At 55.7% G+C, this 21,756-nt stretch carries 22 protein-coding genes; 15 read left to right on the top strand and 7 right to left on the bottom strand.

Features of this window, described 5'->3' with window-relative positions; genetic code table 11:
* Positions 1-75 precede the first annotated feature (75 nt).
* Both ACCD05_RS06450 and ACCD05_RS06445 read right to left on the bottom strand, forming a co-directional pair.
* Positions 76-1,197, bottom strand: a complete 1,122-nt coding sequence (locus ACCD05_RS06450) for a phthiocerol/phthiodiolone dimycocerosyl transferase family protein (protein WP_413391846.1) — start codon at positions 1,195-1,197, stop codon at positions 76-78.
* A gap of 262 nt (positions 1,198-1,459) precedes the next feature.
* Complete coding sequence (locus tag ACCD05_RS06445; protein ID WP_413391845.1) at positions 1,460-2,146, bottom strand: type 1 glutamine amidotransferase domain-containing protein; 687 nt, start codon at positions 2,144-2,146, stop codon at positions 1,460-1,462.
* A 229-nt stretch (positions 2,147-2,375) separates the two neighbouring features.
* Between ACCD05_RS06445 and ACCD05_RS06440 the strand changes: the two genes are divergently transcribed.
* The 12 genes from ACCD05_RS06440 (at position 2,376) to ACCD05_RS06385 (ending at position 14,393) form a co-directional block, all read left to right on the top strand.
* A complete protein-coding gene (locus ACCD05_RS06440) occupies positions 2,376-2,846 on the top strand; it encodes an SRPBCC family protein (protein WP_413391844.1) in 471 nt (156 codons plus the stop codon).
* A gap of 83 nt (positions 2,847-2,929) precedes the next feature.
* Positions 2,930-3,793: an NAD(P)H-dependent oxidoreductase gene (locus ACCD05_RS06435; protein ID WP_413391843.1), complete on the top strand. Its 864-nt coding sequence runs from the start codon at positions 2,930-2,932 to the stop codon at positions 3,791-3,793.
* Positions 3,794-3,856: 63 nt separating this feature from the next.
* Complete coding sequence (locus ACCD05_RS06430) at positions 3,857-4,483, top strand: isochorismatase family cysteine hydrolase (protein ID WP_413391842.1); 627 nt, start codon at positions 3,857-3,859, stop codon at positions 4,481-4,483.
* 84 nt (positions 4,484-4,567) lie between these two features.
* A complete protein-coding gene (locus ACCD05_RS06425) occupies positions 4,568-5,272 on the top strand; it encodes an SDR family NAD(P)-dependent oxidoreductase (protein WP_413391841.1) in 705 nt (234 codons plus the stop codon).
* Positions 5,273-5,519: 247 nt separating this feature from the next.
* Positions 5,520-5,942: an OsmC family peroxiredoxin gene (locus tag ACCD05_RS06420; protein WP_413391840.1), complete on the top strand. Its 423-nt coding sequence runs from the start codon at positions 5,520-5,522 to the stop codon at positions 5,940-5,942.
* Between the two features lie 30 nt (positions 5,943-5,972).
* Positions 5,973-6,797, top strand: coding sequence for an enoyl-CoA hydratase/isomerase family protein (locus tag ACCD05_RS06415; protein ID WP_413391839.1), 825 nt, complete (start codon positions 5,973-5,975; stop codon positions 6,795-6,797).
* Positions 6,798-6,849: 52 nt separating this feature from the next.
* The gene (locus ACCD05_RS06410) at positions 6,850-7,599 is read left to right on the top strand and encodes an alpha/beta fold hydrolase (protein ID WP_413391838.1); all 750 of its coding nucleotides are present in this window, start codon (positions 6,850-6,852) and stop codon (positions 7,597-7,599) included.
* Between the two features lie 154 nt (positions 7,600-7,753).
* Positions 7,754-8,206: a (2Fe-2S)-binding protein gene (locus tag ACCD05_RS06405; protein WP_413391837.1), complete on the top strand. Its 453-nt coding sequence runs from the start codon at positions 7,754-7,756 to the stop codon at positions 8,204-8,206.
* Entirely contained in the window at positions 8,203-10,488 is a 2,286-nt protein-coding gene (locus ACCD05_RS06400) for a molybdopterin cofactor-binding domain-containing protein (protein ID WP_413391836.1), read from the top strand. The genes ACCD05_RS06405 and ACCD05_RS06400 overlap by 4 nt, the downstream gene beginning before the upstream one ends.
* Entirely contained in the window at positions 10,485-11,867 is a 1,383-nt protein-coding gene (locus tag ACCD05_RS06395) for a c-type cytochrome (protein WP_413391835.1), read from the top strand. Before ACCD05_RS06400 ends, ACCD05_RS06395 begins: the two co-directional genes overlap by 4 nt.
* A 115-nt stretch (positions 11,868-11,982) precedes the next feature.
* Positions 11,983-13,518, top strand: a complete 1,536-nt coding sequence (locus tag ACCD05_RS06390) for an AAA family ATPase (protein WP_413391834.1) — start codon at positions 11,983-11,985, stop codon at positions 13,516-13,518.
* A complete protein-coding gene (locus ACCD05_RS06385) occupies positions 13,515-14,393 on the top strand; it encodes an HNH endonuclease (protein WP_413391833.1) in 879 nt (292 codons plus the stop codon). The genes ACCD05_RS06390 and ACCD05_RS06385 overlap by 4 nt, the downstream gene beginning before the upstream one ends.
* A gap of 92 nt (positions 14,394-14,485) precedes the next feature.
* Here ACCD05_RS06385 and ACCD05_RS06380 read toward each other — a convergent pair whose 3' ends face one another.
* From ACCD05_RS06380 to ACCD05_RS06360, 5 genes are all read right to left on the bottom strand, one after another.
* Positions 14,486-15,475: a quinone oxidoreductase family protein gene (locus tag ACCD05_RS06380; RefSeq protein ID WP_413391832.1), complete on the bottom strand. Its 990-nt coding sequence runs from the start codon at positions 15,473-15,475 to the stop codon at positions 14,486-14,488.
* Positions 15,476-15,568: 93 nt separating this feature from the next.
* Positions 15,569-16,258, bottom strand: coding sequence for an SDR family NAD(P)-dependent oxidoreductase (locus tag ACCD05_RS06375; protein ID WP_413391831.1), 690 nt, complete (start codon positions 16,256-16,258; stop codon positions 15,569-15,571).
* 16 nt (positions 16,259-16,274) lie between these two features.
* The gene (locus tag ACCD05_RS06370) at positions 16,275-17,474 is read right to left on the bottom strand and encodes an MFS transporter (RefSeq protein ID WP_413391830.1); all 1,200 of its coding nucleotides are present in this window, start codon (positions 17,472-17,474) and stop codon (positions 16,275-16,277) included.
* A 94-nt stretch (positions 17,475-17,568) separates the two neighbouring features.
* A complete protein-coding gene (locus tag ACCD05_RS06365) occupies positions 17,569-18,246 on the bottom strand; it encodes a glutathione S-transferase family protein (protein ID WP_413391829.1) in 678 nt (225 codons plus the stop codon).
* Positions 18,247-18,520: 274 nt separating this feature from the next.
* A complete protein-coding gene (locus tag ACCD05_RS06360; RefSeq protein WP_413391828.1) occupies positions 18,521-19,084 on the bottom strand; it encodes a TetR/AcrR family transcriptional regulator in 564 nt (187 codons plus the stop codon).
* A gap of 261 nt (positions 19,085-19,345) precedes the next feature.
* On the opposite strand from ACCD05_RS06360, the gene ACCD05_RS06355 reads away from it, so the two are divergent.
* Genes ACCD05_RS06355 through ACCD05_RS06345 form a run of 3 tightly spaced genes read left to right on the top strand, consistent with a single transcriptional unit; the run spans position 19,346 to position 21,755 of the window.
* On the top strand, positions 19,346-20,362 hold the full coding sequence (locus ACCD05_RS06355; RefSeq protein WP_413391827.1) for a fumarylacetoacetate hydrolase family protein: 1,017 nt from the start codon (positions 19,346-19,348) through the stop codon (positions 20,360-20,362).
* Positions 20,363-20,387: 25 nt separating this feature from the next.
* Positions 20,388-21,095, top strand: a complete 708-nt coding sequence (locus ACCD05_RS06350; protein WP_413391826.1) for a CoA transferase subunit A — start codon at positions 20,388-20,390, stop codon at positions 21,093-21,095.
* 9 nt (positions 21,096-21,104) lie between these two features.
* Positions 21,105-21,755, top strand: a complete 651-nt coding sequence (locus ACCD05_RS06345; protein ID WP_413391825.1) for a CoA transferase subunit B — start codon at positions 21,105-21,107, stop codon at positions 21,753-21,755.
* Position 21,756 lies beyond the last annotated feature (1 nt).

Below are 21,756 nucleotides of genomic sequence, written 5' to 3'. Positions count from 1 at the left end.
TATTGCTATGTCTGCATTCACATCAGCAGGCAGGAGACCGGCTCTCTCGCCGGGCCTCCTTAAGCCGCGCATTCCTTATCGACTTGTGAGTTGACCGATCAGGATGTCAAGCATGGTTTCGACAAGGCCATCGAGTGGTTCGAAGCTCGTATGCAGGATGCGCAGCGTTCCTTCCAATGAAGCAATGCCCAATGTCTGTTCTTGCGATATCCCCGTCGACACGGCTGGCCCCCAAATCCCAGTGACTCTGACATCTCCAAAGTTAGTCGGGAATTCCAGCACTCCGAGATTGGTCATTAGGATCTCAGCGCCGTAAACGTGCGCCCATACGGCGGCTGTCTCTGCGACAGTCGGGTTTCCAGCCAGCGCGGCTCTTACACCTCGAACGCCAAACGCGAGCACGTCCGGATCGTTGAAAAGCCCGACTTTTGAGGAGAAATGGCGAGCATCCTCCCAAAAGTTCTCAGAGAACTTAAGGGTATCGACTGTAACCGCGTTGACGTATGCCCCCAGGTTCTCGGTATGCTTCAGAAGCCGGCGACGCGCGTCAACTGGTGAGAAGACCCGGGGTGGTACGACGGCGTAATGCGGTGCCAATGCGGCAAACGCACGAGCGGCGGCTGCACTCAGGGCACCGTGGAGTGTCGCACCCTGCTCCCTCGCTAAGGTGCGAAGGGCGGTCACTTCATCTTTCGCCACGGAGCCGATCCTGACTTGCGGTCTTTCTATATCCGCCGGTCGGTATCCGGGTGGCGGAAAAAGGGCATCAGTTCGAACCGGTGGGAACGACTTGATCGGCATCGAAAGATCATCAACTGCCTGTTCCAGCGACCTGAAGTCAGCCGCTACGGTAACCATCTGACCATTGGTTGCCTGAAGAATATCTCGGATTAGATGCACACTAGATGGCCCGTCTCCCACCGAGTGGTGCATCGTAAGGATCAGAGTCGACAGAGATCCGTTTGAGATCACCTTCAGCCGGATTAGGGGATCGACCAAAGCATCAACAGGCTGAGACAGTTCATCCTCGACGTGGTCGGTCCATGCTCGGGGATCGCCTTCTGCCACAGTTATTGGAATTCCCCGTGGCTCGCCAATCTCGAAGATTGCATGCCCGGTATTGTCCGTTTTAATCTGTGCCGAGGCGAAAGTAAGTTGCCGCCCAATATGCTCAGCCGCCCTCAGCCAGTCGGTCACCGGGAATGCGCCTTCTAATTCCGCGATTGTGCAAAAATGCGTGCTGCGGTTCTGGTTCAGCAGCCAAAAGGCCTTCTCAAGCCCGTCTAGGCGACGGAGCGTGTAAGGCGCACGAGATGATACTGTCACTGCATTGACTTTCGATGCTGGGATTTGCCCAATCACTCGGTCTAAAGCGATCGCCACCCTGGCGATCGCACGACACACGAGTGAGTAATATGGCAGGGGAATATAGCGCCGACGGCTGCCATCCCTGCCCTGATTAGAACGCCACAACCGGGCTCTGCTTAGCAAGCAGATGGTTGAACGCCAGGGAATATTCCGAGGCAGACTGCTGATTTTGGCCAGTGATGAGTTTGCCGTCGGTTACGACGCGCACTCCCCACTGTTCAACGTGTGAAAAGTTGACGCCCGCCTTTTCGAGAATGGGCTGCGGGTAATTAGGGATAAAATTCTTCCCGTAAAGCTTCTCAGCGGCGAGGTCCTCATCAAGCGAGAAGCCGGTCGCGTGCTTGCCGTTCACACGGTCAGGATTGTTTCCGAGAGCTATGGTTCCGTGGCAGATCGCCCCGACGATCTTATCTGCCGACCAGAAGTGCTCAAGGATCGCGGCAACTCGGTCGTTGGGGAAGAGATCGACTGCTGCTCCCGTACCGCCTACAACGTGAACTGCATCGAAATCACTGGGGTTGATCTCATCGAGTGATTTCGTTGTGTCTAACAGCTCGGCGAGCGTTTTGTCCGAGAGGAAGCCCTTGCTGACAATGTCGTTGGCCTCCCATGACCCCTCACTAAGGGGATTGCTCAATCTGTCATGCTTTACCTTGCCGCCCTTGGGACTCGCCAAAGTGACCTCGTGTCCGCGTTCGGTTAGGTGCCAATAAGGGCGTGTGAGTTCCGCCAACCAGTATCCAAGGTCGGCGCTCGTTACAATAAATAGAACCTTCACGGTAGATCTCCGATTTCGGCGAAAGTTCGCCGGTTTGCCACCAGCACAGAACTGCACCGGCAAATTCCAATAAGCTTCAAAATATGAAGCTAGAATGGAAACGTCAAGCTACGACAGAGGCCCTTCGGCGCGAAGTCCACCACTAGGGACGCGCAAAAGCAAATCAGTTGACATCCCGAATTTTAGCTTCATTTAGTGAAGCTAATAGGAAACCGAGAAAGCCCAGCATATGTCAGTCAGTCAAGCCTCCAAATCCCCAGATTTGCTTGCCCCAGACTTCATGGTCATCATCTCTAAGATCGAAATCTCAAAGCCAGCTGATGAGGCTTGGTCGTCGATCGGCGCTTACGGCGATGCGGGTAAATACCTCAATGTCGACAGCGAGCAGATAAGCGGCGACGGAGGGATCGGAAGCGTTCGAACGATCGGCAATTCAATCGTCGAGGTAATGGTGGGCAAAGGCCCCCGTTCCTACACTTACACCCAGACGAAGGGACCAATGGCGGCTTTCAGCTATCATGGGAGTGTCGCGCTGGAGGATGCGGGTGATCGCGGTTCCACGCTAATTTACACGATCAACTATGATCAGACGACCATGGACGCGGCAGCGAGGGAAGCTGCAGTGGGTCGGATTCGTCCACGGTTTCAGGGAATGGTTGAAGCAATGAAAGCCGCTGCAGAGGCGACTAAAGCCTCCTAGCCGCTATGCCTCCCCACACAACAAGTGACCCAGGCTCGTTGGCCCCTTCGCCACGAGATTATCAAATTCGGAATGGTTCCCCAATGAAATATCTGATTATCCATGCTCATCCTGAACCTGCATCTCTCTCGGCATACCTTAAAGATCGAGCGGTAGCTGACCTCACGGCTGCCGGTCACGAGGTCGAGGTTTCCGATCTCTACAAAATGGAGTGGAAGGCAGTCGCCGATGCCAAAGACTTCCCTAGTCGGGCGGAGAACGAGGGGCCTCTGAATTATTCACGGGCTTCCAAAAAGGCGTTTGCGGCCGGAGAACAATCAGCCGACGTCGCGGAGGAGCAGCGGAAGCTGCTTTGGGCTGACGTTGTCGTCCTGCAATTTCCACTCTGGTGGTATGGCATGCCAGGTATCCTCAAGGGCTGGGTCGATCGCGTTTACGCGTACGGCTTCACTTATGGTGTCGGGCCATCTGGCGGTGCCAACTGGGGCAACCGGTTTGGCGAAGGAGTATTCAAGGGAAAGCGTGCGATGATAGCAATGACCGTCGGAGGACGCATGGCGCACTATGGTCCTCGCGGTGTGAACGGAGCGATCGACGACTTGCTCTGGCCCATCCAACACGGGGTGCTCTACTACCCAGGTTTTGACGTACTGCCCCCAACGGTCTTCTACGAGGTCAATCGCGCCGAACCGGATGCCGTCGAGACCATGGCAAAGACCTTTGTCGAACGATTGTTGAGCGCATCCACCACGGAACCGATCCCGTTCATTCCCCAAAACGGGGGCGACTATGATGACATTCAGGTTCTGAAGCCAGGCGTCGGAAGTGAAGAAGCGGGGCATGCGCGGCACCAATATTCGCCCGCCTATGTCTCAAACACGTGGCTGGGAAAATCAGGGGACTACACTGCAAAACATATCCCGCCAACCTCCCGCGATGATGAGTAGTCATGACGACTAGTCGATCCTTGGCGGTCCAAGCGTTAACCCACACATTGTCAGGAAATCACTATGAGTGAAACGTATTCGCTAAACGACACAGCCCTCCTCCTCGTTGACGTGCTCAACGACTTCTTGGATGAGAAAGGCAAGCTGGCCGGTCGCATTGGTCCGATGCTCGGAAAGACGGACCTAATTGCGCACCTTGGCCGCCTGGTGGCCGGTGCGCGTACTGCAGGCGTGAAAATTTTCTATGTGCCTCACGGCTTGCATGAGCACAGCTTTGACGATGTGAAGCATGTTCATCCCAGATGGCAGTGGGCGATGGAGAACCGCTTGTTCTGGAAGGGAGAGTGGGGTGCCGACTTCTTTCCCCCGCTCGCACCCGTCGAGGGCGATGTGATCATCAGCCGCCACAGGACATTTGACAGCTTTGTCAACACGGACATGCTGGCAAAGCTTAAAGAGCATAAAATTGAGAAAGTAGTTCTCGCAGGCCTGACGTCGCACACCTGTGTCGAAAGCGCAGGGCGTCACGCTCTCGAAGAAGGCTTCCACGTTACCTTTCTCAAAGACGCCGTCGCCGAATTCACGGAGGAGGCGCATAACGCGGCTATCAATCTGAGCTATCCGACTTTCGGTCACAACGTCACCACGATCGACGAATTTCTTGCGGCAGTTGAACGAGTTCCTGCGTAACGAAATACCGTGGTTCACAGCATCACATCAACGATCACGGGGGATATGTCCTCCCCCGTGATCATGTTCCAATCGGGAAATTTCATGACACGACAGACACGTAGCGCACTGATCACTGGTGCATCGGCCGGGATCGGCAAAAGCTTCGCTGAACACCTTGCACACACCGGCCATGACCTGGTCCTGGTAGCGCGTCGCACCGATCTTCTAGAGGGTCTCGCGGCGAAACTCCGAAACGAAAGCGGGGTTGACGTTGAAGTTCTGACCGCAGATCTATCGACGGATGAGGGGGTCGGAAACGTCGTCACCCGCATCACCGATGGGCCGCCAATCGATCTGCTAGTCAACAATGCCGGATACGCATCCCGTGGTAAGGTCGCCGAACTCGACGCAGACGCTCTCGACCACATGCTGCGTGTGAACATTATGGCGCTAAGCCGCTTGTCGCATTACGCGATGGGTCGGATGATTGCCGAAGGTCGCGGGAGCATTATCAACGTTGGCTCCGGTACCGCGTTCATGCAGTTCGCCGGGAATGCTGGGTACGGTGCGTCTAAGAACTTCGTGATCGCATTCACCAGGCACATGCACCTGGAAGCCGAAGGCACCGGCGTGAGGGTTCAGCTGCTGGTGCCGGGATTGGTTTCAACCGATTTTCACGCGGTCGCTGGTGGTGACCTTTCTAATTTTCCGCCGGAGCGGGTGATGAAACCAGACGATCTGGTCATCGCTTCGAGCGCTGGAAAAAGAGGAGCCAGTCTGCATCCCTTCGCTGCCTCAAATCAGTGATTGGAACGCGTACGTCAAAGCTGAAAGCGCCGTCGCGGCGAATACATCGCGCGATCACATTGCAGCTCGATACCATTCGAACTGAACGCAAAACCCTGCGGCACGACAGCAGTACGCAGGCGTCTTCCTGCATGTGAAGGCATCGCGGTCATCGGTCATCAAATTGTGTTGATGACCGCGAACGGTTGCCAATCAACTAGCGTCGGGCTAATAGCTTCAATAAATGAAGCATTATTCGGAGATGCAAATGCCCGTAGGTTCGTCGACTTGGAAGGGAACTTGGAAGCAGGGAAGCGGCACGATCTCGACAGAGAGTGGAACACTTCCCGCTATTCCGTATAGCTACGCAAGCCGCTTCGAAGACGCGGCTGGAGCCAGCCCCGAGGAGTTGCTGGCAGCCGCCCACGCGGGCTGCTTCAATCAAGCCTTGGCGAACAACTTCGGCATGATCGGGTTCGAAGCCCAATCCATCGAGACATCCATCAACGTGGACCTACAGTTCGTAGACGGTCGTCCAACGATAGCGGGCATCCACATCACGACGCGGGCCAGCGCTCCGGGAATAACCAAAGAGCAGTTTGCTGGTTGCGCGGAGCGTGCCCGAACGAATTGCTCGATTTCCAAAGCCCTCAAGTCCGAAATCACGCTTGAAGCCCAACTGGTCGACTGAGCGCACTGCAAAGACGGAGGCTAGGCCGACATGACCGATTACCAAACCCTCAGAACTCGATTTGAGAACGGTGTACTCTTTGCTGAAATCGACAGTCCGCCGATGAACCTCCTGGGTCCGGCGTTGGTTCAGGACCTTGTCACGCTGATACCGAAACTTGACGAGGAAGATGGTCCACGGGTCGTCGTCTTTTCGAGCGCCGATCCAGACTTTTTCATTCCCCACGTCGATATGACGAAAATCGCTGAATACCGCCAGATTGCAGCGCAATTGGTCGGCGAGCCATCAATTGGACTGCTGTTTCGCCGTCTCAGCACGTCTAAGGCAGTCACGATCGCCCAGATTTCGGGGCGTGCTCGCGGCGCAGGAAGCGAGTTTGCCTTGGCATGCGATATGCGATTTGCCTCTCGGGAACGCGCAATCTTTGGGCAGATTGAGGCCGGGTTTGGGCTTTCGCCCGGCGCAGGAGGAATTCAGCACCTCGCCCGCCTGATGGGGCGCGGCCGAGCGCTTGAGGCCCTCCTCAGTTCAAACGACTTCGATGCGGACACCGCTGAGCGATACGGGTGGATCAATCGGTCCCTCCCCGACGCCGAGCTTGCGCCATTTGTCGCTGCACTCGCCAAGCGAATAGCTCATTTCCCGCCCGGCGGCGTTCAAGCCATCAAAGAGCGTATGAGCGCGATCAATCTCGCTTCTGAAGATGACTTCCGCCGGGATTCTGACCTCTTCGGCCTTGGCGCACAAGATCCCGAAAATAAGAAGCGGATTGGCGCGATCGCCAAGAGCGGAATGCAAACCCGTGGTGAAACCGAACTCAACTTCGGAAAACTCCTCGGCGAGATTTCGGAATAGCCACCCGGCGACGAAATTCGCGCACCGTTCTAAAACTGTAAAGGATCTCCTCGTGGCGCATAGCTCCCCCAAACCGACCATTGTCCTCGTGCACGGCGCTTTCGCGGAGTCCGCCAGTTGGAGCGGGGTGATCGTCGAGCTTCAAATGCGTGGCTACGCGACTATTGCAACTCCAAATCCCCTCCGTTCCGTTGAGGGCGACGCCGCTACTGTCTCGCGGGTTGTCGCGGCCGTGGACGGGCCGGTGGTGCTCGTTGGTCACTCCTACGGCGGCCAGGTGATCAGCAATGTCGCGGATAGCGGTAACATCAAATCGCTGGTCTATGTTGCTGCATTCGCTCCGGATAGAGGCGAAAGTGGAGCTGCGCTGGCTGGGAAGTATCCTGGGAGCACGCTTGAACAAGCACTTGCGCAACCAATACCTCTGGAAGGTGGTGATGTTGATCTCTGGATCCGACACGATGCATTTCACGCCCAGTTCGCAGCGGACATGAGCGAAGCTGAGGCGGCTTTAATGGCCGCTACGCAGAGGCATGCTGCAGGAAGCGCTTTGAACGGAGCTTCTAGTGAGCCACTATGGAAGACAATCCCGTCTTATTTCATCTACGGCGACGCAGACGTTTGCTTGCCGCCGCAGGGCCTCGGCTGGATGGCTGAAAGAGCTGATTCTAGGAAGACCGTTGTGATTGCTGGCGCGTCGCACGTTGTCATGGTTTCCAATCCGCTGGCCGTGGCGAGCCTGATCGATGAGGCAGCTCAGGCCACCGACGACTTGATGCATATTGAAGGCATCCAGCCTTAGGACAAACATGTGGCGTCGATTTCAGACGTCACACCCGTGCTGATTACCCCCCTCGCAATCATACCTCAGTATTACTTCATTTATTGAAGCGCCGACGTATCGTGTCATTGAACAGCACACGTCCGGCTTCCTTCCACATTAGAAGGCGATTTTCATGACATCGATAAAGGTCAACGGCCAAGCAGTGGAGGTCGACGCGCCAAGCGAAATGCCCCTTCTCTGGGTCATCAGAGACCTTCTAGGGATGACGGGTACAAAGTTTGGTTGCGGGATCGCCCAATGCGGAGCGTGCACTGTCCATATAGACGGTCGGGCTGTTCGATCCTGCGTTATGCCGGTGTCAGCGGTGGGTGACCGTGAAGTCACGACTATCGAGGCCGTCGGAAAGACTGAAGCTGGTCGGCGTATACAGACCGCGTGGCTGCAGGAAGAAGTGGCGCAATGCGGTTACTGTCAGTCTGGGCAGATCATGTCAGCCGCCGCCCTCATCACGCACGTCCCTAGTCCTAGCGATTCCGAAATTGATGCTGCAATGTCTGGCAACATCTGTCGGTGCGCGACCTACGAACGTATCAGACGCGCGATCAAAGAGGCGGTGACCCTATGAGTAAGGCCGCTTCCGAACTTTCTCGCCGCTCGCTGTTAAAAGGCGCATTGGTTCTAGGTTTTGCGCTGCCAGTTGCGACCAAACTGAAAGCCGCCAATCTAGCTCCTGGCGCGGCTCCGCTTTCGCCAACCGGTGAAGTAATGATGCCTAATGGCTTCATTCGGATCGATGCGCAGGACATCTCGTTCATAATCCCGAACGTCGAAATGGGGCAAGGAATATACACTGCCGAGGCTATGCTCATCGCCGAGGAGCTTGAGGTTCGTCTCGACCAGATCAAAGTGGTCCCCGCACCTCCCAATCCTGACCTTTACATGACACCCCTCCTGCATTTCCAGGGCACGGGGGGCTCAACGTCTATCAGGAGCTGGTGGGAGCCACTACGGAAGGCGGGTGCAACAACGCGGTCAATGTTGCTGATGGCAGCAGCTAATCGCTGGAGTGTTGAGCCAGCTGGCTGCGTGGCGGCAGACGGCCGGATTGTGCACGGTGAAACCGGAAGATCTCTCGCGTATACCGAAATAGCGGCTGAAGCAGCCGCCCTTCCACCGCCAGCCGACGTGATCCTCAAAGACCCTGCGACATTTAAGTTGGTTGGAAAATCTGCAAAGCGTGTAGACATGCCAGGAAAAGTCGATGGCTCCGCCATTTTTGGCCTGGATGTCCGCGTCCCCGGCATGAAAGTTGCCAGTGTCATCGCCTCACCTGTTTTCGGTGGAACCCTTCGCTCCGTCGATGACTCGGAAGCAATGAAGATTCCCGGTTACCTTCGCACGATTTCGATACCGAACGCAGTAGCGGCGGTTGCCGACAATACATGGGCAGCCAATCGCGCGGCAGCTGCACTGAGAATTCTTTGGGATGACGGACACAACATCAACGTCTCAACCGCATCCATAAGAGCCGAGCTGGCTACCGCTTCAAAAGACGGAACGCCCATCGTAGCATTAAACCAAGATGGCGCAGTGGAGGGCTTGTCAAAGGGCACGAAGCGCGTTGATGCCACTTATGAACTCCCGTTTCTGGCTCATGCCACGATGGAACCGATTAATACAATCGTCCACGTTCAGCCTGATGCTTGTGACATCTGGTGTGGGACACAAGTTCCGGCCACGGCGGTGATGCTGGCGGCGCAGATCACTGGTTTGCCTCAGGAAAAGGTGCGGATGCACAATCAGCTGATCGGCGGAGGCTTTGGTCGCCGTCTTGAAGCGGATTCGATCGCGCAGGCCACCGCTTTTGCCAAACAGGTCGACTATCCGCTGCAGGTGGTCTGGACCCGTGAAGAGGATATCAGGCAAGACTATTTCCGACCGGCGTATCATGATCATGTATCGGCAGCTCTCGGCGCTGGTGATCTGCCGGTCGCTATGTGGCATAGGACGACCGGCGGCTCTGTGCTCGCCCGGTTCGCTCCTGCCGCGATGGGTCCGGACGGTCTCGACAGCGATGTTGTCGAAGGATCAGTCGAAATCCCCTACGACATTCCCAAGCGACGAGTGGATTGGGTTCGTCACGATCCCCCGAAAGGCCTGCCATTCTCATGGTGGCGCGGAGTAGGCCCCGCCCATAACGTCTTTGTAATAGAGACCTTCATTGACGAGCTTGCACACAAGGCGGGTCAAGATCCCATCGAGTATCGCGCGAAGATGCTGGCCCATAATCCTCGTGCTCTCGCTGTCTTGAGACTTGCCGAGAAAGAGTCGCAATGGGGCACACCTCTACCGGCACGGCATGGGCGCGGCGTCAGCCTTCACCAGGCTTTTGGTAGCTTCTGCGCTCTTGTCGTTGAGGTCGCTGTCTGGCCGGAAGGTACAATTAAGCTGGTAAAGGCCACCGCTGCGATCGACTGCGGCTTCACGGTGAATCCAGACACGATGGTTGCGCAGATTGAGGGCGGCACGTTGTTCGGGCTGTCGGCAGCGCTATTCAGCGGAATCGAGTTTGAAGGCGGCAAAACTGTCCAGAGCAATTTCCACGATTACCGCATATTGCGAATTGATGAAGCCCCGCGAATGACTGTCCATCACATCCAGAACGCGGAAAACCCCGGCGGCATTGGTGAGGTAGGGACGGCTTCTGCTTTCCCTGCCCTTGGCAATGCTTTGTTTGCAGCGACAGGCGTCCGCCTCAGGGCAACACCTTTCGATCATAGGCAGCTGGTTTCACAATCGTCGGACAAACCGGTCCTCGGAAGCCTCGCGCCTACAGCTGGCGTCTCGCTGGCCTTGGCGGCGCTCGGCAAAGTGACAGGTCAAACCAACTCCGGAGACAACGAATGAAGAAGCTCGCTGTAGCGGCCTTTGCCATTGTCGCTGGCCTCTGTCTCGTCGTGCCTGCTGTGGCGCAAACGGCGGCGAACGCCGATCTGATCAAGCGCGGCGAATATCTTACCCACGCTGCCGATTGTGAAGCCTGTCATACTGTCGAAGGCGGAAAGCCATACATCGGCGGACGAGCCTTCACGCTTCCCTTCGGCGTCATATTTTCCCCCAACATCACTCCGGACGTCAAAACGGGCATTGGTTCTTGGTCGGATGATGAATTCGTGCGGGCGCTTCATCAGGGCATCGGCAAGGACGGCGAGCATCTCTATCCCGCGTTCCCCTACGCGTCGTACACGGGCTTGAGCCGGGATGACGCGCTCGCGATCAAGGCTTACCTGTTCAGCCTCCCAGCAGTGAAGCAGGAAACCAAGGAAAACACCTTGGCCTTCCCATTCAACCAGCGCTGGGGAATGGCGTTCTGGAACCTCGTGAATCTGGTCGACAAAAGGTTCTCACCGGATCCTAAGCAAAGCGATGATTGGAACCGGGGCAACTATCTGGCAAATGCGCTCGGTCACTGTGGGGAATGCCACACACCGCGCACCCTCTCATTCGGCTTAGATACCAGTCGTCCATTCGCTGGCGCAGAGATCGAGGGATGGCGAGCCTATAATCTGACGTCTGATAAAGATCGAGGCTTGGGCAGTTGGACGGACGCGCAGCTTGAATCCTACCTATCCACGGGTCACGCCGAAGGGCGTGGAGCCGCAGCTGGCCCAATGGAAGAAGTCGTTCGCCTGAGCCTCAGCCATCTCACCCAGCCGGACATCCACGCTCTTGCCGAATATCTCCGTTCCTTGGCACCTCAATCGGCCGAACATGATCCCGTCGTAAACACGAGCCCACCGGCGCTGCAGGAAACTTCGTACGTTCCTGGCGGTTCCAACTCCCTCGGAAAGACTGTCTTTGAGGGCTCGTGCGCTAGCTGCCATGGCTGGGACGGTGTTGGCATCCAGACGCCCCATGCCGATCTCAAGGGAAGCGGTGCGGTCAATGATCTTCAGGCAATGAATCTCATTCAAGTCGTCCTGAATGGTGCTTCCGCGAATACGGCAGCCGGACAGATGCGCATGCCTGCGTTCGGCAAATCGCTTAGCGATGCTGAAGTTGCTGCTGTCGCGAACTACGCAATCGATCGTTTTGGCGGGCAGCAGGCTTCCGTTACGCCAGACGACGTTGGCAAAGCACGGCTCGGTCCCGCAGCGCTAGACCTGAAGCCCTACATCAACGCTGCAATCGTGGCAGCGATAGTTGGATTCTTGGTGCTCGCGGCGCTTATCGCTGCCTGGATCGCTAGTCGGAAGTCTCACCGGCCAGCTACAGAGGTCAGCTAAGTGAGCACCCGCGCAAGGTGACGAAAGCATTGAAAGTTGCGCAACTCTAAGGTTTAAATGTCTACGGCACTCAGTAGAGAATCGGTCAACATTTTTCCAAAAGAGAGCATACACATTGCTTTTCACCATTGTGCCCCGCAACCAGAGAGTTCCCACGCAAGGGGTCGATCACGCATATCTTTGGATCGATCATTGGAATGACTTCAGCTTCGTGACCATGTTCAATGTCACGCTGTTCGACGAATTTGGACAACAGCATGAGTTGGGCGACACCAAGATCGGTTTCGTAGGGCAAACTACCGCTATCGACACGTACACGACGCTGCCTTCCACATTCCCTGGTCTGAACGATCAATATTTTTCGCTGGGCACCGATGTCGAATATTACCGGGTGCTGAGCAACGTCTCAGCATCCTGTCGTGCCAACTTCCTAAACGGTGTTCGAGATATCGTCTTTCTCGATCAGGCGTTGAGCCAGGCGACGGGACAAGAGGTTTTTAAGACGTCATTGCTGCGCTATGTGAGCATCTCAACGGTCTCGGAGCAGTATAAGCGGGTTCTCGGCGGTGACGCTCCGCTCACCAACTTCCGGTTTGACTACGTTCGGCCCCAGAGTGAACGCTTCGCCGGTATTACCCTCAATTTCGCTGTGACTGCAGGATCGAAGCCCAGCACGAACATCCATGCGATCATAGGCCGCAATGGGGTGGGCAAAACCACACTTTTGAACGACATGATCAATCTGATCATGCGAAGAACAGGAGCTCTTGGCGGTTTTTCGACCATAGGTCCGTTTCAGGTGGTAACACCTCTGTCGCCTGTTTATTTTTCGAGCTTGGTATCAGTTTCATTCAGTGCCTTTGATCCCTTCACTCCGCCGCTCGAGCAAACTGACCCGGAACGTGGGACGCGATACTCTTATGTCGGCTTGAAAGATCCTAGCGACCAGGCTGGCAAATTGAAGACCCTCCAAGCGCTAAGGCAAGAGTGTTTGGACAGCCTCAACGAATGCTTCGCTGACACTCGAAAGCGGGATCGTTGGCTAAACGTGATCAGAACATTGGGGTCAGACGGCAACTTCGCTCAGATGGAACTGCATACCCTTCTGAACTATAGTGAAGACGAGCGGCAGCGCGTGGCTGCGTGGCTGGTCTCTAATATGAGTGCCGGACATGCATTGGTGCTGCTGACCGTCTCAAAGCTGGTAGCAAGGGTCGAAGAGAAGACCATTGTGCTTTTGGACGAGCCTGAGAGTCACTTGCATCCTCCGCTTCTGTCCGCCTTCACCAGAGCACTGAGTGAACTCTTGCACAGCCGAAACGGCGTGGCCATTGTCGCTACCCATTCGCCGGTTGTATTGCAGGAAGTCCCTCGGTCTTGTGTAACGGTGATAACCCGCTCGCGTCTGGCGCTCTCCGCACAACGTCCCAACATCGAAACGTTTGGTGAGAATGTCGGCGTCCTAACCCGAGAGGTATTCGGTCTAGAGGTATCAAAGTCGGGATTTCATTCGCTGCTAGAGCGCGACGTGAACCAATCGGATAACTACGACGCCATTGTCGCGGATTACAACGGGCAACTTGGTCAGGAAGCCCGAGGTATCCTTCGCGCCATGCTGTCTGCCCCAAAATCGGATCCGCAACGTTCATGAGGCAGTTATCCATCCCGCCGCACAATGCGGTTGAGGTCTTCGCGACCTGTGTCAACGCAGTCCCAGACGCCCTTGCTCGGGATAACTATGCCGCTAACCATGTCCATATAGTGAAGTCCATCAACGACTACGCGGCGGCTTCGCAAGCGAAATCATGGCATGGCCTCCCCAGAGCCGCATGGGGCCAGGTGGACGCTATCGTCGTTGGGTCTCTCTCTAAGAGCAGTCTTACGGATCTTTATACGAGTTATATGGTGCCAACCAACATGGCAGCCCGAACCACTTACGATGAGATCATGGTTGCGGCAAATGGCAAGTGTCCCTTTTGCGGAGGGATTGGGCTCGTATCAACTCTGGATCACTACCTGCCGAAATCCACATTTCCACTGTATTCGGTTCTTCCTGCGAACCTCGTGCCTTGCTGCAAGGACTGCAATACCGGGAAAAGCGCATCCTTCGGAATGTCTCCGGGGGACCAACCACTTCACCCTTACCTTGACGAACCGAAGTTTTTCAACGAGCGTTGGGTCTATGCGGAAGTGGAACAGACTACCCCAATATCGATCAAATATATTTGCGCTCCACCTCAAGCCTGGCCTGCGGTAGAGCGCAGTCGCCTGCTCAGCCACTTCGAAGACTATGATCTCGGCTATCGGTTTGGCGTACAAGCAGGCGCGGAGCTCGCGAAGGTCATAGATGCTCGGAGGGGAAGTTTGAGAAATCTCTTGGCCGAGGATTTTCGAGCATACCTTGTGGAAGGCGCTGCGAGCTCAGGTTTCGATGTGAACGGCTGGAACCGCACGATGTATTTCGCGCTCGCTAACACAGCCTGGTTTTATAACTCGACCTTTGTGCTACCCACTGTGGGATCATAGGTCGGGCGCTGTCAGTACGCCCTCCCGTTAACTTTGCTTTGGACCTCGATATGGCGGGAAGTTGGGCGGGCATTCCTGTCCGCCCAACACTTTCATGCCGCCCACGGCTCGAGAACCATTTTCCCTGTCGTCTTCCGTCCTTCAAGCAACTGATGGGCTTTTACGGCTTCAGAAAGAGGAAGCACAGTTCCGACGGGTAGTTTCAGTCGGCCCTGCCCCACCAGCCCAACGAGTTCCGCGATCTCTGCCTTCACAAGTTCAGGCTTCCTCCGGAAATAGCCGCCAATGTAAAAGCCGGTGATCGACTGGTTTTCAATAACCAAGGCCTGGGGATCGACCTGAACGGCCTCTCCGCTCGCCATACCGTACACAACCATCCGCCCGAACGGTGCCAAGGCGTCCAGGGCTTGGAAAACGGTCTGCCCGCCAGCTACTTCCAGAATTATGTCGGCTCCTTTGCCGTCGGTCATATCCTTGACGGCTTGAGCCCAATTTGGATCAGTGTAGTCGACGGCGAGGTCAGCGCCGAGATCGAGGGCGAACTGTCGTTTCTCTTCACTGCTGGCCGCTGCGATGACCTTCCCAGCGCCATATTCCTTCGCCAGTTGCACCGCGAACGAACCAACTCCGCCAGCTGCCGCCTCGATCAGCACGGTCTCCCCTTTGACGAACCGGCCATTTTCCTTGATGGCGAAAACGGCGGTCAGGCCCTGAATAACAAGGGTGGTCGCTTCAGCTGGCGAAATGCCCTGCGGAAGCGGGACGACAGTTTCAGCGGGCACAACAATGTATTGTGCGTAACCACCTTCTCTGCAGGTAACGTAGACCGGCGTTCCCACAGAAAGAGCTGAGACCCCGTCCCCAAGAGCTTCAACAGTTCCGGCAATCTCGCCGCCCAGGGTAAATGGCACCGGCGATGGCATCGGGTAAGGATCCCCACGACGCCTCAGAACGTCAGCGAAGTTGACCCCCACCGCTTCGACCTTGATGAGCACCTGACCTGGGCCGGGTGTCGGGTCTGGAACGTCTTCGTAAATCAGGACTTCAGGGCCACCCGTCTTGTGAAAGCGAACAGTCTTCATTCAAAATTTCCTTCTACAGATACCTGATGGGTATCAGGCTCTATTCCACAGTTTATGTGATCGAGACGCCTCAGAGCGCTGCCTGGATAAAGATCAGAATTTTTCGGCCCAAGGTCTCAAATCGACTTCCTGCGACCAGGCGTCACGAGGTTGTTTGAGCACGTCCAGGTACGTCTGAGCGATCGCGTCAGGTGTGAGCAATCCGTCGTTTTGGTCGCTGGCCCCGACCTTCCTAACTCCGCCGTCAATGATGAAATGCGCTACGTGTATGCCCTTGGGACCAAGTTCGCGTGCAGCACTCTGAGCAAGTCCCCGCAAGGCAAATTTCCCCATCGCGAACGCAGCTGACTGGGGAAAACCTTTGATGGATGCGGAAGCGCCCGTAAGCAGGATAGCTCCGTGCCCCTGATCGACCATTCTTCGGGCGGCGTGATGCACAGCTAAGAAGCCGCCGAACGCTGTAATGTCGAGCGCCCGGTGGACATCAGCGGGGTTCAACTCTGCCAAAGGACCGTGAGCCCTTGCGCTCGCATTATAGACGACAATATCCGGTGCACCGATAGCTTCGTCTACTTCGTCAAAAAGTTGCTCGACCGAGAACGGGTCGGCGGCGTCAACGATTGGAAATGCTCTCGCCCCGGTCTCCTTCACGAGGTCGCCGAGCTTGTCTACGTTGCGAGCCGCCATTGCAACGTTCACGCCCGCCGCTGTCAGCAAGCGCGTCAATGACGCGCTGATGCCCGGTCCCGCGCCTATAACCAATGCCGTCTTGAAGTTGAGCATGTGTGTTTCCTTTTCGTCAGAGTTTGCTCCGCTCAGCGATGAGCGGTAGAGCCGTTAGCGCAGCGAGCAGGAGCGCGAGAACGAAGTTGGCAGGCACTCCAAAAACATCCACTACAGCGCCCCCCGATATTGCACCGAACGCAATCCCTATCTGCACCGTGCTTACAAACAATGCCGAGGCCGCTTCCGCATGTTCTGGGGACCTACGTAGCACCCAAGAGTTCATGCCCAACAAGACGGCACCGTTGCAAACGGCCCAGACCACCAAGATTATCAGTGTCGTAACAAGCGACCCCGCAGTGAACGGCAGAGCAAGAAAACAGGCCGCGAACAGAACGACCAGCGTAAGATAAACACCAAAGGCGTTTCGGGCTAGAAATGACGGTGCGCTGAGGTTGGCAATGAAGCCGATCGCTCCGAATCCCAAAAGAACCCAAGGAATCGACAGTGGAGGCATCCCAACGCTATTGATCAGGAAGGGCGCAATATATGTGTATGCGGCAAGATGGGAGGCGATTATCAGAGCCGTAGCAATAAGGCTCAACAGTGTACCACGAGACACCAGGGCAGAGCGGATGGCCGACCAGGTTTGACGGCTTTGCGGTACAAGTGATGGCAAGAATACCAACTGTCCGACGAAGGCGATGGCGACAAGAACAGCGGTCGCCACGAACGATGCCCTCCACGTCGAGATAGAACCGAAATAGGTCCCGAGAGGCACTCCGATAACCGTAGCCGCAGTGACGGCTGAAAAAACGATAGACATCGCACGGGAGGAGTCTTGCGCCCGGACAAGGCTACCGCTAGTCGCCAGGGCAACTGTCCAGAACCCTCCGAGACAAATGCCGAGCAATGCCCTCGCTATCAACAACACCAGAAAGTTCGGCGCAATTGCTGCTGCCAAATTGGAAAGGAATAGCAGGCCACTTAAGGCTAACATGACCGAGCGACGGTCTGCCTCCCTGGTACCGATTAATATAGTGGGAGCCGCCATCGTAGCAATCATCCCCGGAGCGGTTATCATCAGACCGCTGCTTCCCAGCGACACATCAAGCGTTCTAGCTACCTCGGGGAGTAGCCCCACTGGGAGAAACTCGGTGGTGACCAAGGAAAACGCTCCAAGTGCTACAGCAAACACAGAAAGCCATTCTTTCCGTGTCGACTTGCGCACATCCTGTTCTGGGGATGCCGTTCGTACCGCTACGTCCAAATCCATCGAAATCTCTCGGTTGGATGCTCAAGCATGATAGCCATCATGCTTGAGCATCCTTGATGGATCGCAATTGCTCTGTCAATCCGCGAGGATCGGGCTACGCGGCCTTATTTTGAGGGAACAGCGCCTGTAAGGTTTCCTCGTCTACTTCGGACTTGAAGGTCAGATTCTCCTTCATCGCCAAAGCGCGAGCAGCAGCCGGGCGTTGAGCAATGGTATCCATGAAGCGTTGAACATTCGGGTAGTCCTGCAACCCTTTCTCGCCGAATATAAATCCGGCGATCGATGCCCAACCCCATAGAGCCATATCCGCTATCGAGTATTCGGAGCCAGCGAGAAACTCATTCGTGGCGAAACGTTCATCCAGAACGCGATAATGACGCTCCACTTCCTTGAGATATCGGTTCTTCGCATATTCGAGATCGCCAGGAGCAAAATGGAGGAAGTGGACAGCCTGACCCGAAAACGGCGAAAGCCCACTCGCAATGAACTCGAGCCATGACAGGGCTGCCGCCCGCTCTTTTGCGCCGGTCGGCAGGAATCTCCCGTGCTTTTCCGCAAGGTAGAGAAGGATGGCGTGGGAATCGAAAACGGTTACATCGCTGTCGACTATGGCGGGCACTTTTGCGTTCGGATTAATCAGCCGGAACGCTTCGGAGTGTTGCTCCCCTTTGAAGATATCAATTGGCTTGATCTCAACCGGCAGCTCAAGCTCTTGAATCAACAGAGCGGCTTTCATTGAGTTCGGCGTGGCGTGGAAATACAGTGTGAGCATCTAGGTACCTTCCCTCGGAGTGCGGAGGTTATCGATGAAACTTTCGGCGTCGACGATTTGGAAAGCGCACCCGGCGTTATCGCAGCAGCCTAATGAGCGAGATCGGAGCTGGAAGGAACTGGATTAGGTCGACGTCGGCATTCCGACTTGCACGACCTGCGGGGCGTCCACCATATCGTGACGCCTCGTTATAGCTTCAATTTCTGAAGCTTCAAGCCCAAAGATAGCTTCGCTTGGGGGCTGGTCAGAACGACCGATCGCCCCCTCAATAGCGTCAGAAATCGCCGGACAGCTGCCCGATGACTTCTTCCAAAATCTCTTTCGAGAAAGCTTCGTCGTCCACGGCACGCGCGAGGACCATTGCCCCAACGAGGGACGCCGTCATTCGAATTGCCTTCCGGCGCGGGTCACTACTTCGTGGCCAGCGGAAATGCGTAGCTATCTTATTGATAAATGCGCCAATGTATCGGGTAACAGCAGGACGCGCGGAGGGATCGCGCGTCAGTTCGGAGACCAAAGATGACATGAGACAATAAGCGCCTGGATTATCTCTAGCCTCTGCACTGAGGTACGACGAGGCGAACTTGGCTCGGCCTTCCTTGGTGGGCTCATTGCTTGCGATGCGCTGTAGGGCGGACGTATTCACGTAATCCACGCAGTCCGAGACCAAATGCTGCTTTGAGTCGAAGTGATGGTAGAAAGATCCGTGAGTAAGTTGAGCAGCCTTCATGAGGTCGTTAACCGACACTTCGCTGACGCCACGCTCTCGAAAGAGTTTAGCTGCCTGATTTAGGATCCGCTCGTGCTTCTCGGCAGTTTCCGCTGCGGGATACCGCATCCCTCACCCCTACTGAATCTATTCGTTTTTTTGACGTCACCCTGCAATGGAGACGCGTGTATTTTCAGCTCCATGATTATCTGAAATCGGGGGGTGGGTCGAGCGACGGCAGCCCGCGATAGCGCCCAAAAATGCCAAAAATCATCAGAAATGCGAAAATACTTGACTTCAAACACGCGATTGAAACATATGTTTGACTTATCTTTGCGGATTTCGGTTGATTTCTACCGCCCCCGCTATCGGACCAAGGAGGAGGAAGCCTTGAAACTTGCCAGCTTGAAGTCAGGCCGCGATGGCCGCTTGATTGTCGTCAGTCGGGACAACGAATGGGCAACCGATGCTTCCGACGTCTACGCGACCATGCAGTCCGCCTTGGACGATTGGAAAGACGCTGAGCCGAAACTCAGGGAAAAATACGATCGCCTCAACAGGTCAGAAGGATCGCGCTTTCCGTTCGACGAGACGGCATGCTCAAGCCCGCTCCCCCGGGCATTTCAATGGGCTGATGGCTCAGCCTACGTCAACCATGTCGAGCTTGTTCGCAAAGCTCGCAATGCCACGATGCCCGACAGTTTCTGGACCGATCCACTGATGTACCAAGGTGGCTCTGACACGTTTCTCAGCCCGAGAGGCGATATCCCTGCAGGCGACGAAGCTTGGGGTATCGATTTCGAAGGCGAAATAGCCGTCATCGTGGACGACGTCCCAGCTGGCGCTGGTAGAGAGATTGCCGCGAGAGCTATCAAGCTCGTGATGCTCGTAAATGACGTCTCTCTGAGAAATCTCATCCCTCAAGAGATCGGCAAAGGGTTTGGCTTTTTCCAATCTAAACCGGCTTCGGCTTTCTCGCCGATCGCCGTAACGCCTGACGAACTCGGGACCGATTGGGACGGAGCTAGGCTACACCTCCCTCTGCTGAGCTATGTGAATGGCTCTCAATTCGGCAAACCGAATGCTGGTAAGGAGATGACCTTCGATTTCCCCGACTTGATCTCACACGCCGCCCGAACAAGAGCGCTCGTCGCGGGAACGATTATTGGCTCTGGAACGGTTTCCAACCGAGACAATCACGGCGGCCCGGGAAAGCCGATCCAGGACGGTGGTGCGGGTTATTCCTGCATCTCAGAAATTCGCATGGTCGAAACAATTCTCCAAGGCGAGCCAAAGACTCCGTACCTGCGTGATGGAGACGTCGTTCGCATTGAAATGCTGGACCCCAAACAGCACTCCATCTTCGGGCGAATTGAGCAGACGGTTGTGGTGACACAGGCCCGCTAGTCCCTCCGCAGCATGGAACTTGAACATGACAAAAATCTATAGCTCGGCTGCGGAGAGCCTGTCGGGATTGCTTTGCGATGGAATGACGATAATGAGCGGAGGGTTTGGCCTATGCGGCATACCGGAAGCTCTTATTGACGCCGTAAGGGCCTCAGGTGCACGAGATCTCACCGTTATATCCAACAACGCCGGGATAGACGGTGTCGGCTTGGGGCAGTTGATAGAATCCGGTCAGATTCGAAAAATGATCTCGTCTTACGTCGGGGAGAATAAGCTTTTCGCCTCCCGGTACCTGGCAGGCGAGCTGGAGGTCGAATTCACGCCTCAGGGCACTCTCGCGGAGCGCATCCGTGCCGGAGGGGCCGGAATACCGGCATTCTACACAAAGACGGGCGTCGGCACCGTCGTGGCCGAGGGAAAGCAAACGAAAGAGTTCGACGGTGAGACATACGTCCTTGAGCGGTCTCTGTTCGCGGACCTAGCTATCGTTCACGCCTATCGCGCTGACGACGAAGGCAATCTGGTGTTTCGGAAGACTGCCCGAAACTTTAACCCGATAATGGCCACGGCTGCCAAACACACCGTAGCGGAGGTCGAGTTTCTAGACCGAGCAGGATCCATCGATCCCGATCATGTCCATACTCCCGGGATCTTTGTTTCCAGAATTGTTCATGTGTCCTCCCCGGCCAAGCGGATTGAGCAGCGTACCGTAATCACCAAAAGTGTCGCCTGAGGAGCTACAATGGCCTGGACTCGCGAACAGATGGCCGCACGAGCGGCACAAGAAATCCACGATGGCTTCTACGTCAACCTCGGCATCGGTATCCCAACCCTAGTCGCAAACTATATCCCCAATGGCCTGACAGTAAGGCTGCAAAGCGAAAACGGAATGTTGGGAATGGGGCCTTTTCCAGAAGAGGGAAAGGAAGACGCTGATCTCATCAACGCGGGAAAGCAGACGATCACCGAGCTGCCGATGACCAGCTACTTCTCCAGCGCCGACAGCTTTGCCATGATCCGTGGAGGTCACATAGACTTGTCTATCCTTGGCGCAATGGAGGTTTCACGTAATGGCGACCTCGCGAACTGGATGATCCCGGGCAAAATGGCCAAGGGTATGGGCGGAGCGATGGATCTCGTCGCTGGCGTCAAACGCGTCGTTGTCCTTATGGAACATGAGGCAAAGGGCAGTCCAAAAATCAAAGAACGATGCAGCCTGCCCCTTACCGGAAGCCGGGTCGTCGATCTCATCATTACCGATCTAGCAGTGTTTCAAGTGGCTCGATCAGGTCCTACGCGGCTTGAGTTGATAGAACTTGCGCCCGGAATCAAGATCGACGAAGTCGTGGCTAAAACTGAAGCCGAATTCGAAATCGCGCTCAAAGCGCACTGAC

The organism is Rhizobium sp. Rhizsp42, assembly GCF_047304155.1.
Classification (GTDB): Bacteria; Pseudomonadota; Alphaproteobacteria; order Rhizobiales; family Rhizobiaceae; genus Rhizobium.
This window is presented reverse-complemented; position numbering and strand designations above follow the sequence as displayed.